Origin of the sequence: Tatumella sp. JGM91 (genome assembly GCF_018257575.1) — a bacterium.
GTDB classification, from domain to species: domain Bacteria; phylum Pseudomonadota; class Gammaproteobacteria; order Enterobacterales; family Enterobacteriaceae; genus Tatumella; species Tatumella punctata.
The window spans coordinates 53,602-66,533 of record NZ_JAERJP010000014.1; the positions used below are offsets into that span (position 1 = coordinate 53,602).

Below are 12,932 nucleotides of genomic sequence, written 5' to 3' on the forward strand. Positions count from 1 at the left end.
TCTGAAGGGTCATGAGACTTCTCCTGAAAAATAGCGGCTGATGCGGTTAGCTGCCAGCACCACCACAATAACCACCCCGCCCGGGAAAGCAGCCAGCCACCAGGCCGTTGCCAGATAATTACGCCCTTCGGCAATCAATAATCCCCATTCCGGTACCGGTGGCGGGCTGCCAAATCCCAGAAAACTCAGGGTTGAGAGTGCCAGAATAGCCTGACCAAACTGTAAGGCGGAAAACGCCAGCAGCGTGGGTAAGGCATTTGGCAGGACATGTCGCAGAAAGACCGATAAAAAGTGCCCGCCGCTGCCAAATGCCGCCTCGATATAATCCTGATGACGGATACGTAATACCTCGGTGCGCGACAGACGGGCAAAATTTGCCACCGAAGCACAGCCCACGGCCAGCGCCGCATGCAGAGTTCCGGCTCCCAGCAGGATAATAATGCTCAGCGACAATAACAGTGCCGGTATTGATAGCAGTACATCCACCAGCCGCATAACCAGGTTGTCTATCCTTAAACGACTGAAACCCGCCAGCATGCCGACAGCGCCGCCCGCCACCAGCCCGACAGCAACCGCCGCAGTCGCAGCCGATAATGACCAGCGGGTGCCATAAATAATCCGGCTTAACAGGTCACGCCCCAGCTGATCGGTACCCAGCCAGTGATGACTGTCGGGAGGGGTCAGCTGGATACCGGCAATACCATCATAGGGGTTGTAGCGGGTAAACCACTGGGGAAACAGGGCAGCCAGTATTGCCAGTACAATCACAGTGGTGGCCAGCAGTAATCCCGGTTTGAGATCAGGACGCCGCCGGGGGCTATGGGCAGAAACGCTTAACAGACTGGTCATACTCATAGTTTCCTCCCCGACAGACTATTCAGGCGCGGATCGAGTAACGGAGTCAGCAGATCTGCCAACAGATTACTCACCACATAGGACAGCGCTGATATCATCACTATGGCTTGTAATACATTTTCGTCTCTGGCGTTGACTGCCTGCCAGGTCACCTGTCCCAGCCCGTTCAGCCCGAAAACCGTTTCAGTGACCAGTGCTCCGGCAATCAGCTCACCGAGCAGCAGACCGGCCACCGTCAGCAGTGGCAGGCTGGCGTTCCGCAGAATATGGCGAAACAGCACCCGACGCTGGCTGGCTCCGCGGGCGCGGGCAGCGGCGACAAAAGGCCGGGTACGTACCTGATCAATACTGCGCATAAAAATCTGTGCCAGCGGCGCGGCAATCGGGACCGCCAGGGTGATCACCGGCAGGATCATTCCGCCGATCGGCGATGGATTGATCACTGAGACCCAGTTCAGTTGAAAAGAGAAGATCTGGATCAATACGATCCCCAGCCAGAATACAGGCAGAGAAACCAGTAATGACGGTAGTGAAAGCAGTATATTACGCAGCCAGTTCAGCCCCGGTAACCAGGCGAGGATCGCCAGCCCGGGGCCTGCCACCAGCGCCAGCAGAAAACCGGGGATCACCAGTTTCAGGGTCTGTGGCAGGTTAGTCGCCAGCACCTGGCTGACCGGCACCCCCAGCTGGACCGAATAGCCCAGATTACCATGTAGTATCGCCAGTAAAGCCGAAATATACTGCTGCCAGCCGGGTACCCCCTCACCGTATAACTTACGCATCTGAGCAATCTGTTCCGCACTCAAACCCAGCGAAGGATCAAGGAATTTGATCATAATCGCGTCGCCGGGCAGTAGCTGCAGCAGAATAAAAGACAGTGTCCACGCCGCCCATAACACCAGAACGCCCTGTAACAACCGTTGCAGTAAATAGCGTGCCATTATCCGGTCTCCCGCTTATTTCTTAGCCAGCCAGGCATCGTAAAATGACGGACGTCCGACGGCTTCAAAACTGATCCCTTTCAGCCATTTAGCCCCGGCAAATACCTGCGGTTCTTCAAAGACAGGGATTACATAAGCCTGTTCCAGCAGATAACGCTGAGCCTCGCCGGTCAGTTTCAGACGCTGAGCGTTATCCGTTTCCTGCGAGATCTTCAGTAACAGCTGATCGAGTTTGTCATCACGGAAATGTTTAACCTTATCGCTGAGACCACCTTTTTGCAGCAGTGCATCACGGTTTGTCGGATAAAACATACTTTTAATCACATCAGGATCCGCCCGGCCGACCTCAGAAACGGTCAGCGGTGCTTTCAGCGGGTCGAGGTTATTCAGTACCGTTGTCCCTGCATCAGCCGGACGCACATTCAGTACCACGCCGATTTCACGCCACTGGCGGGCAATCAGCTGCAGGACTTCCTTGTTCTGGGGTTGAGGCAGAGAAACGTAAACACTCAGTGATAACGGTATTCCCTGCTTCTGACGGATACCATTGCTGCCGGGCAGCCAGCCGGCTTCATCCAGTAATTTCTTCGCCTGTTGAGGATCACTGGTCAGCAGGTTTTTTAACGGTATATACCCCGGGGCGGTCGATGCCAGTACCGAGGTTGCGGCCGGATAGTTGTCAGAAAACAGGGTTTCCACAATTTGCTGGCGGTTTGTTGCCAGGGAAAGTGCTTTGCGTACACGAATATCAGAGACCCGCGGGTTATCCGGACGGAAACTCAGGCTGTCATTGACACCACGGGTGGCTTCGGCATAGACCGGCAGATGCTGTGCTGTAACCCGTTTCTCATCATAAGCCTGTATCTGACGGATAAAGTCAGCCTGTCCGGCCAGCAGTGCACCGATGCGGACACCATCTTCCGGCGTCACAATCAATTTAATCCCGTCGAGATAAGCCGGTCCCTGATGCGGATCATTACTCGGTCCCCAGTGATAATCCGGACGGGCCACCAGATCCAGTTCATGACCCAGGGTTTCTGATTTCACCACAAAAGGCCCGGAACCGATAATATTGCGTGCATCACCCAGCTGATCGAAATTTTTATCTAATGTGGATAATGACACCAGACCGGAACCTATGGTCGATGTCCCTTGTAAAAACCCTGGTGAAGGCTTTTTAAAATAGAATTTTACGGTCAGCGGATCAATAACCTGGCTATGATCGTAATTATTAATCACTTCTGAGACCGGAAAATGTTTTTCTCTATTTCCCAGACCATAAGTATCAAAATTTTTCGCAACCGCTGCGGCATCCAGCGGAGTACCATCAGAAAAAGTGACTCCCGGACGTAATTTAAATGTCCATTCCGTCTTTTGCGGATTACTGCTCCAGCTTTCGGCAATCCAGGGTTCAATGGCCAGTGTTTTAGGATTCTGCCAGGTCAGTTTATCGGTTAACTGGTTGAGGATACCGCCATTAGGGTAAAAGCCGCCCGCCGGAGGATACAGGTTAGTGTGTGCCTGCTGTTCCAGATAAATTAACGTTCCCCCGTGCTGTGGATTATCTGCTGACCAGGCAGGCAGGGATGCCACCAACAGCGATACCAGTATCTGTTTTTTAAATCCTGCGACGCGCCATCTTTTCATCCACTGCCTCTTTATTATTGTACTCAGACCGTTATTCATAATAAGAGCCACTGTTTTCAGAATTGAAATAACAAAAATGGCATAGCTTGTGTGAAAAAAAACTATCCGGAAGTCATACTTTTCCGGCCATACGTTGTGCCTTTCTGCCCGCCGGTTGTTAGGGGATTGCAGATGTAAGCCTGTCAGGATGTGGATATATCCGCTGTATATACCGTTCAGGAATATATGCGAAGTTTTAATTATTTACCCCGCTAAATAATTTTTTTTATTTTAACGGGGCAACTCTTAAAAAAAGTGAATATCATGAACTTCCAGCAACTAAGAATTATCAGGGAGGCTTCCCGGTGCCAGTTCAATCTGACAGAAGTGGCCAAAACGCTCTATACCTCACAATCGGGAATTAGTCGCCATATCCGTGAACTGGAAGAAGAACTGGGGGTGGAGTTGTTTATCCGTCATGGTAAACGTATGCTTGGCCTGACAGGACCCGGTAAAGAAATGCTGACCATTGCGCGGCGTATTCTTGACGATGCCGGTAAAGCACGCCGGTTAGGCGAATTATTTACCGGTCAGCAAGACGGGATACTGACCATCGCCACCACCCATACCCAGGCCTGTTATTCACTGCCCGATAAAATAAAACTGTTTCGTGAACTCTATCCGAATATTCGCGTGGTACTGAACCAGGGCACGCCGGAAGAAATCCGTGCCATGGTCAGTGCCGGTACTGCCGACCTGGGGATTGCTTCCGAAGTACTGTCAAACAGTGAGGCACTGCGGGCCTTCCCGTGGTTTAAATGGAATCATAAAGTACTGATCCCGCGACAGCATCCGCTGGCCGGCCAGCCCGATGTGACTCTGGAACACCTCGCCGCCTGGCCATTAATTACCTATCGCAGTGGTATGACAGGACGGTCAGCCATCGATCAGGCTTTCGAAAGCGCCTCCCTGAAAACCGATATTGTACTGAGTGCCCAGGACTCGGATGTCGTAAAAACCTACGTAAAACTGGGCATGGGGATCGGTATTGTGGCAGAAACGGCAGTGACTGATGCCGATGAGGGGATCAGCGCACTCGATGTCCGCCATCTGTTTGCCGCCAGTACCGTCTGGATGGCCGTAAAACGCGGCCAGTTGCAACGGGATTATCTGTGGCAGTTTATGATGCTGTGTAACCCTAACCTGTCAGTTGATGAACTAAAAGCCAGCGCGCTGCAAAGCACGGCCTCGGGTGAAACCGCCTACAACTTTGAAATCTGACGGCTGCCGCCTGAGCGGCAGCCCTTCCTGTCAGGCCTCACCGTCTGACGGGAAACGAACACCGGTCTGGCGACGTATTTCTGTCAGTAACTGTGAGGTGATCAGGCTGACCTGTAATCCCTGATGTTCCACCTGCAGGCCGGCCACCAGCCCGGCAAAGACTTCTGCCTCATTTCGCATCGAATTATCATATTGCGCGACACCGATAGCCTGCGGCTGACCGCCGCGCGGATACAGGGTCAGTCCTTCACAGGTTGAAATTTTATCCACCCGCAGTGATCCCTGCTCCCCCTGAATCTCACTACTCAGCACAGAGTCGCTGACCTTGGAATGCAGAATAGTTACATCAAAATCGCCATACTCCAGAATAACCGAACCATGGGCATCCACACCGCTCTCCAGCAGACTGGCCTGAGCCACCACCCCCTGCGGTTTGCCCCATAGGGCCACCGCACTGGCCAGCGGATAGAAACCAATATCCATTACCGAGCCATTGGCAAACGCCGGGTTAAAAGTATTCGGATTTTCCCCGGCCAGATAACGGCCATAACGGGAAGAATACTGGCAGTACTGTAACAGGACTTTCCGTAACGTTCCCAGCCGCGGCAGCGTTTCATAAATTACCCGAAAATTAGGCAGGCAGGCGGTTTTAAAGGCTTCAAACAGCACCACCTGATGCTCTCTGGCGCAGGCCACCATTTTTTCAGCCTGCTGAATATCTGCAGCAAACGGTTTTTCGCAAATGACATGTTTACCCTGTTGCATAAACAGGCAGCTCTGTTCACAGTGCAGCGAATTCGGGCTGGCAATATATACCGCATCAAACAGGTCACTTTTGGCCAGTTGCTGCAAATCGGTAAACAGAGTCGTGTCTGCATATTTTGCTGCAAAAGATTCAGCCTGCGCCAGACGACGGGAATAAACGGCAGTCAGCTGGTACAAGCCGCTTTCCAGTGCCGCTGTCACAAAACTATCGGTGATCCAGTTAGTACCTATTACCGCTAAACGTAACATTGAATGCTCTCCCGAAAAATAGCGTATCGCTTCAGCATAATGCTAATTACTGCCGAAGTCGTTTGCTGCTGGCACAACCGGTGCTGTTTCAGCTAAAAGGATCACAGAACTGTCATCTGCTGCTGTCATGCTGAACATGATGATTCATTATTTCGCAACCTGGAGGTTCCCTGATGGCGACAACTTACGCGGTGCAAATTGAAGATATCCTGGCGGCGGGTCAGCGTTACCTGTCCGATGACCTGCTGAGCCCGGAACGGGCCGCGGCCCGTGACCGGGAAGAATATGATGATCAGGGCAGCGCCACTGAACTCTGTTTTGATGAATAACCGATCCACTGCTGTGGTATTCTGCCGCCCGTGATTCGGGCGGTTACCCGCGGTTATGGCAGTAGCATCACCTGCGGTTTCTGCTGCGGCCCTTCCGTACTGACCCTGAGTTCTGCCTGATACCAGCGCTCTAAAATATCCTTTCTCAGTACCTGCTGCGCGGTTCCTTCTGCCACCAGCGATCCCTGATGTAACAGTAACACCCGGTCCGCCCATAAGGATGCCTGGTTAAGATCATGCAGTACACTGCATACCATCAGTTTTCCCTGCCGTGTCAGCCGGTGCAGTAAGCGAAGGATCTGCTGCTGGTGGTAGAGATCCAGCGCAGAAGCCGGTTCATCAAGAAATAAAAAGCCCTGCGGTTCGCCGTCACGCCATAGCTGTGCCAGTACCCTCGCCAGCTGTACTCTTTGCTGTTCACCGCCGGATAATTGCAGATAATTGCGTTCCAGCAGCACCTGACAACCGGTCAGTGCGGCGACTTCTCTGACGATCTGCTGCTGTGGCTGTTGCTGGCGTGGCCAGACCGCCCTGCCAAGGCTGATGACCTGGCGCACCGTCAGGGAAAATGTCAGTGTATTTTGCTGACGCATCACTGCCCGCTGCCGGGCAAGCAACCGGCCGGGCCAGTCAGCCAGCGGTTTACCCTGTAGCAGACACTGTCCGCTGTCCGGCGCAAGATAGCCACTGAGTACCCGCAGCAGGGTCGACTTCCCGGCCCCGTTTGGCCCAATCAGCGCGACCATTTCTCCGGGGACAAATTGCAGACAGATATTACACAACAGCTGGCGTTGCCCGCTGATGACTCCGACCGAGCGTGCCGTCAGTTCATACATCCCCGTTCTCCCGCTGCCGACGGATAATCATCCAGAATAACCAGGGCGCACCGATCAGACTGGTCAGCAACCCGACCGGCATTTCGGCCGGTGTTACCAGAGTACGAGCCAGGGTATCCGCCAGCAGCAGTAAGATAGCGCCACTGAGGGCCGATGCAGGTAATACCATGCGGTGGTCACTGCCAAAACACAGACGCATCAGATGCGGGATCACCAGTCCGATAAAGCCAATCACACCACTGACCGAGACCGCGGTGCCGACCAGTAAGGCATTCAGCACCAGTAACTGACGCCGGGTCCGCAGTACATTTACCCCCATATAATGGGCATCTTCTTCTCCCAGTTGCAGCATATTAAGCTGTCCGGCACAACATAAACTCAGGATTGCCGCAGGCAGGATCAGCACCGCACAGACTGACAGGGCTGGCCAACTGGCCAGGGCGAGACTGCCCATACCCCACAGGGAGAGCTGACGCAATTGTTGATCATTACTGATCCATGAGAGCACCCCGACACTGGATCCGCAGAGGGCATTGATCGCCACACCGAACAGTAATAAACGTGACAGATGTCCGCGGGTAACACGGCTGAGTTTAAAGATCAGTACCGTGACCAGCATGCTGCCGGTAAAAGCCGCCAGCATCGGCAGCCACATTACCAGCACCGGCGGGAGTGCCAGCGGAATAACTATCGCGACTGCCACAGCCAGTCCTGCGCCACTGCTGATCCCGAGTAGTCCGGGGTCAGCCAGAGGATTACGGAACAGCCCCTGCATAACACTCCCCGATACGGCCAGTGCTATTCCGACCAGGGCTGCCAGTAATACCCTGGGTAAGCGGATATTCAGCCAGATATTACGCTCCAGGCTCCCCGGGGCCTGATGCCATAAACTGGCCAGGGATAACTTTATTGCGCCTGACTGACTGGCCACCAGTAATGTCACCAGCAATACCAGCCCCAGCGTGCCTAACCAGAGAAGTGAGCGCTGACTATTGTGCATCAATTTTTTCTGCATCCTGGCGTAAGCGGCGTATTGCCTGTGGTGTATCCGGGCCGAATCCCAGCAAGGCCATCTGGTCAACATACAATAACCGCTGATGCTGCCCTGCCGGCGTCATGGCCAGGCCCGGCAACTGCCAGACGTTAGACGGCCCGCCCAGGGCCGCCACGCCACCGGCATCCATCAGTACCAGATCCGGTGCGGCAGCAATAATGCCCTCAGCAGACATCGGTTGGTAATGAGGCACACTGCCCATCACATTAATCAGTCCGGCACTGCGGATTGCCACATCTGCAGCGGTCTGATTACCGGCCACCAGGGTCGTCATACCACTGTTTGCCATAATATATAGCGCCCTGATAGCTAAGGGATGAGACGGGATAGCCTCGGTTTGCTGCCTGACCTGCTGTAATAATGGCTGTGCCGCGACATTTTCGTTAAGTGCGGCGGCAATAGTGGTGATCTTCTGCAATATGGCAGGCAGTGAGTTTTCTCCGCTCACAGGCACCACCTTCACCCCTGCCTGTGAAAGCTGTTCCAATACCTGCGAAGGTTTGGCCTGTTCACTGACCAAAACCAGCGATGGTTTCAGCGCCAGAATACCTTCTGTATTCAGCTGACGCATATAACCGACATCCGGTAATTTTCTGGCCTGTAGCGGACGAATACTGGTACTGTCACGCCCTGCCAGTTGCTGACCGGCCCCCAGTGCATAAACGATTTCGGTGACATCACCGCCGATGGAAACAATGTGCCGGGTGGCAAACACCGGTAATGCCAGCAGACACAGTATCAGGCCGGCGATTTTCATACGGCCAGGTCTCCGGTGAGGGATTCGATCTGCTCACGCCACTGCCGCTGTTCCGGATTTCCCTCACTGCGCTGTCCATAAAGCTGGATTATCTGCCTGCCGTCGGCAGCAAATAATTCCAGACTGGTGACATGTCCGTCAGCGGTCGGCTTACGGGTGATCCAGCTTTCCGCAATCTGCTGATCCTGAAGATGCAGGGTAAAGTCCCGGTTAAATATATTCAGCCAGCCTTCCCGGGAGGTGATGTTCCCGATAACGCCGGTGAAGATCTGCGTACAGCCACGGTTAGCGGTGAAAATCATAATTTCGTTGCCGGCCTGCTGCACCAGCGCCAGCAACTGTCCCAGTGCCTGTGGGCCGACCTGTTGCGCCAGATCATTACTGACTGCCGAAAAAGCCTGCTGTCTGCTGATATTATGGCGACCAAGCAAACGGAAAAACTGATGTACATCGGTCATTTCACGCCATTCCTGCTCAACCTGTTGTGCATCAAATTGCTCAGAAAACTCTGCCGCCGGAGTAGTATTCAGTGACAGTATTTGCGGATGTGGCAGCACAAACCGGGTGATCAGTGCCTGCCAGGCCGGAAGATCTGTCTTTCCGGTGGTATAAATTTTTAGTACTGCCGCTCCCTTATCATCAAAGATCTGAATACTTTTCCGTTCACCACCGGCTGTCTGCTCCTGAAGATAAAAAGCACTTTGCCATTCAGAGATAAAGAAACGTAAATCCAGCTGGCGCGGGTTAAGGACCAGCCCTGCCCGGGGGCCAATATGCAGATTATGGTAGCTGCCGGTCTGTTGATGAACCGCATACTCATTGCGGGAAATATTTTTGGTTTCCCCGACCCCTTCCAGGGCCTCGAGTAATGCCGGGAAATCGGCACGCAACTGCTGTACGCCTTCAGCCATTCTGGCCTGCAGCAGTGCGGCCTCACTGATACCGATCATTTTTGCCAGATCCCGTGCACGGACTGACGGATGTTGTCGCTTTAATTGCAGATATTGCTGATAAACTGTGTTCATATAGGCTCCTTACTTCTCTGTTCCCTGAGTGCCCTGCCGCAGCGACAAGGCAGATAATAAATAATCAGAAATCGACGTTCAGTCCGAGCTGGAAAGTACGCCCCGGCATCACGGCTAACGCAACATTATTACGATCCTGTGGCGTGGAGGTTTTCAGTTCACGGCTGCTCAGATAATCAATATATTTACGGTCCGTAATGTTATAGACACCACCGCTCAGTTTGACATTTTTCGTCACCCGCCAGTATGCGGTGGCATCGACCATACCGTAGCCCGGGATGCGCATATAAGGGCTGTCCTGTGAGGTAACCGTACCGGTAGTGATGGTATCTCGTGTGGTTTGCTGCGCCTGTTTTCCCTTCACAAAGGTCGCGGTTACCGCACTCCCCCAGCGGCCTGATGGATCATCCCACGCCACTCCCGCCACGGCCTTCATCGGCGCCACACTGTCCAGATCGGTATAGCTGTCACCACTCAGAGAGGACTTCGATTTGCCTTGTGTATAACCCAGCGCCAGACTGGCGCTCAGACCATCAGCAGAGTCGATCCAGTGGCCGATATTGATTCGGGTATTGATTTCACCACCATAGATAAAGGCTTTATCCCGGTTTTCGGCCTGGTAAATAGTGTAGATATTGGACGGTACACGGCTGAACATGCCCGGTGAGCTGCTGCGGTTATAACGTGTATAAGCAATAAAATTATCGTACTGGTTATAGAACAAGGAACCGCTGAAAGTCACCCCGGGGATCAATTGCCCGGTCAGGCCCCATTCAAAGTTATTACTGGTTTCGGTTTTCAGGGCTGAATTACCAATCAGGGCATATTGCCCGCGTCCCGCATAACTGGATCCCAGGTTCCATGAGCCATAAAGCTGGCTGGCATTCGGAAACTCAGCGCCGCGCTGATACTTAATATAGGTCAGTAATTGCGGATTCAGGGAGTATTGCAGGGTCAGAGACGGTAATATCTGAGTATCACTGCTGCCTGAACCGTACAGGGTACTGACCGCGTCCGTTGTCAGTACCGAACTACCGGCAGTCAGTGAAGAGAGGTTCTGTGGTCTGGTTTTCTGGTAGGCAACACGGACTCCCGGCGTAATCGCGAAATTATGCTCCCGGATAGCAAAGTTGATCCGATCGCGGACAAAAGCGCCGAGTCGGGTAGATTTACTGTCTGCTTCAGGCTGCATTACCGAATAATAGGCCAGTGGTAGCGGCGACTGGCTGAACGGGCGTTTGGTCGTATCTTCGCTGGCATTCAGACCAGCACTCAGCTCATGACGCCCTGTAGTTTTACGCCATTCACTGCTCAATCCGATACTGTCTGTATTGTAGTCAGAATGAGTCCGGCCAATCACACCGGTATCGTAGGGAGCCAGAGTATTGTCATGAGCATGGGTTTTTTGCCAGTAAAAACGGGTGGTCAGTGAATCAATCCACGTAGTTAACGGCGTATATTCATCCTGCAGATTTATCCCTGCACGCCGGGTCGCGCTGGACTGGTGACTGGTACCAATAACAGCGGTACCGCCGGAATCCCAGGTATCATAGTGGGTGTGATTGGTTTTATCGTAGTAACTGAAGGTACCTGTCAGTGTGTGCAAATCATCAGGCTGCCAGATACCCGTGGCCAGAAATGCCGTCGAATGCCAGTTAGCAGGATAGGCAGACAGGGTTCCGCTGTTATTCCGGGTTTGCTGGCCATCACGCCGGCTGAGGACAAAAATTCCGCGCAGTGCTTCGTCTCCCGCCGCCGCAGTAATACCGTTGTGCCAGCCACGGTCGGAAGAGTCGTAATCGGACTGATAGCCAAAATAACTTGATTTATCAGGACTCAGATAATCATCAGGAGATTTGGTACGGAAAGATACGATCCCGCCAATAGAGGTATTCGGCTGGGAAACCGCGGTCGCGCCGGCATCAATATCCATGACACCGAACAGATAGGGATCAATATAATCACGCCCGATACCAAAGGTATTTACTCCTGTACGACCAACATACCCCCGGCCGGTTGCTGAAGGTAATTCCACGCCATCCACATCAATGCCGACACGGTTACTTTCCATGCCCCGGATGTTGTATCCCGTATAGCCGCCGCGGTCAAAGCCACTCTTACCGTTACCGGATCCGCCACTGGCGCCGGTCGCACTGACCAGCGTCTGGTAGCGCATTAAGCTGCCAAAATCATTCGCCCCCTGTTTCTGCATCTGCTCTGCGGTGAGTGTTTTCCGGTTATCAGCCCTGAGCTGTGGAGCTGCCGCCCGGACGGTAATTTGAGCCCCGGCGTCCTGATCATCTCCGGCAGAGGGGCTGTCCGTTGCTGCTAAGCTACAGGCAGCATGTACCGAGATCGCAATTGCGGTAACCTGAAATAATACGGGTTTGATTTTGCCCTGATTTATAAATTTATGCATAGTAAAAAGTCCAGACACGCCAAAAATGTCGTTTGCCGGCAGATAAATGCAAACGAATGATTTGATTATCCCCTGATAGATTGTGCGTTTATTCGCCTCTTTTTTTGGGGAATGATAATCTATATCAAAATGATAACCATTATCAATAGTGGGAGGGGGTAAATTTGTGAACCTCTCAGCTGCAGACATCCGGGCCTTCGGGAGGTTGTGGCATGGCTGTTAATGCTGTCAGTAGCAGTATTGGCCGACAACCCATTGAACAGTAAAAGCGGTTAACATAATCGCTGGCAGACTAAAACTATCGGGGAATTACTTAATCAAAACAAAACAATAATTAACAAAATAAAAACAATTCATTAAACTAAATTATTGAAATGAATAAACAGCAGTCGTTTTTATACTGCTGTTTATCCCTGTGAATGCCATTTTCAGGGTAATGAAGGATAAAATGTAGCTACATTTCCGGCCGGAAAAAATTCATTCCATCACTTCTTACGACTAACACCCTGTCCTTTTTTCAAAAATTATGAAAAGTTCAAAATTAAAATAATAATAAGATTATTCCTAGATGGCAGCGATTGTCCGTTGTTCCTTTCTTGCCATCGGTGCACATATAATTCGCTCCAGACTCTCTATTGTTTTAAACGTGCAGGAGCAGGTTATATCCTGACACTGATAGTATGCTTCCTTGGTTGTATCGGTTAAGTAACGGCTTGTACGAGTGTGGGCCGGCTTGTTACAGATCGGGCAACGCATCATAAGTACCACCTATTTTTCACTGAATAATTTTAAAAC

General features: G+C 52.3%; 12 protein-coding genes. 2 read left to right on the forward strand and 10 right to left on the reverse strand.

Annotation, left to right across the window (positions count from 1 at the left end; all coding sequences use genetic code 11):
- Window positions 1-9: 9 nt before the first annotated feature.
- Genes JK198_RS10950 through JK198_RS10960 form a run of 3 tightly spaced genes read right to left on the reverse strand, consistent with a single transcriptional unit; the run spans window position 10 to window position 3,443 of the window.
- Entirely contained in the window at window positions 10-849 is an 840-nt protein-coding gene (locus JK198_RS10950; protein ID WP_249213115.1) for an ABC transporter permease, read from the reverse strand.
- 2 nt (window positions 850-851) lie between these two features.
- Complete coding sequence (locus JK198_RS10955; RefSeq protein ID WP_212708604.1) at window positions 852-1,796, reverse strand: ABC transporter permease; 945 nt, start codon at window positions 1,794-1,796, stop codon at window positions 852-854.
- Between the two features lie 15 nt (window positions 1,797-1,811).
- Window positions 1,812-3,443, reverse strand: a complete 1,632-nt coding sequence (locus JK198_RS10960) for a TIGR04028 family ABC transporter substrate-binding protein (protein WP_212710673.1) — start codon at window positions 3,441-3,443, stop codon at window positions 1,812-1,814.
- A 303-nt stretch (window positions 3,444-3,746) separates the two neighbouring features.
- On the opposite strand from JK198_RS10960, the gene JK198_RS10965 reads away from it, so the two are divergent.
- Complete coding sequence (locus JK198_RS10965) at window positions 3,747-4,703, forward strand: LysR substrate-binding domain-containing protein (RefSeq protein WP_212708606.1); 957 nt, start codon at window positions 3,747-3,749, stop codon at window positions 4,701-4,703.
- A 30-nt stretch (window positions 4,704-4,733) separates the two neighbouring features.
- On the opposite strand, the gene JK198_RS10970 is transcribed toward JK198_RS10965, so the two are convergent.
- Window positions 4,734-5,717: a Gfo/Idh/MocA family oxidoreductase gene (locus JK198_RS10970; protein WP_212708607.1), complete on the reverse strand. Its 984-nt coding sequence runs from the start codon at window positions 5,715-5,717 to the stop codon at window positions 4,734-4,736.
- A 173-nt stretch (window positions 5,718-5,890) separates the two neighbouring features.
- Between JK198_RS10970 and JK198_RS10975 the strand changes: the two genes are divergently transcribed.
- A complete protein-coding gene (locus tag JK198_RS10975; RefSeq protein WP_212710672.1) occupies window positions 5,891-6,046 on the forward strand; it encodes a hypothetical protein in 156 nt (51 codons plus the stop codon).
- A gap of 53 nt (window positions 6,047-6,099) precedes the next feature.
- Here the strand turns inward: JK198_RS10975 and JK198_RS10980 are convergent, their stop codons facing one another.
- From JK198_RS10980 to JK198_RS11005, 6 genes are all read right to left on the reverse strand, one after another.
- Window positions 6,100-6,882 carry a heme ABC transporter ATP-binding protein gene (locus tag JK198_RS10980; protein WP_212708609.1) on the reverse strand — a complete coding sequence of 261 codons (783 nt, stop codon included), beginning with the start codon at window positions 6,880-6,882 and terminating at the stop codon, window positions 6,100-6,102.
- On the reverse strand, window positions 6,875-7,882 hold the full coding sequence (locus JK198_RS10985) for an iron chelate uptake ABC transporter family permease subunit (protein WP_212708610.1): 1,008 nt from the start codon (window positions 7,880-7,882) through the stop codon (window positions 6,875-6,877). The genes JK198_RS10980 and JK198_RS10985 overlap by 8 nt, the downstream gene beginning before the upstream one ends.
- Window positions 7,872-8,693: an ABC transporter substrate-binding protein gene (locus tag JK198_RS10990; RefSeq protein ID WP_212708611.1), complete on the reverse strand. Its 822-nt coding sequence runs from the start codon at window positions 8,691-8,693 to the stop codon at window positions 7,872-7,874. The genes JK198_RS10985 and JK198_RS10990 overlap by 11 nt, the downstream gene beginning before the upstream one ends.
- Window positions 8,690-9,718: a ChuX/HutX family heme-like substrate-binding protein gene (locus tag JK198_RS10995; RefSeq protein ID WP_212708612.1), complete on the reverse strand. Its 1,029-nt coding sequence runs from the start codon at window positions 9,716-9,718 to the stop codon at window positions 8,690-8,692. Before JK198_RS10995 ends, JK198_RS10990 begins: the two co-directional genes overlap by 4 nt.
- A gap of 64 nt (window positions 9,719-9,782) precedes the next feature.
- On the reverse strand, window positions 9,783-12,137 hold the full coding sequence (locus JK198_RS11000) for a TonB-dependent receptor (RefSeq protein ID WP_212710671.1): 2,355 nt from the start codon (window positions 12,135-12,137) through the stop codon (window positions 9,783-9,785).
- 564 nt (window positions 12,138-12,701) lie between these two features.
- Complete coding sequence (locus JK198_RS11005) at window positions 12,702-12,896, reverse strand: ogr/Delta-like zinc finger family protein (protein WP_212708614.1); 195 nt, start codon at window positions 12,894-12,896, stop codon at window positions 12,702-12,704.
- Window positions 12,897-12,932: the final 36 nt, after the last annotated feature.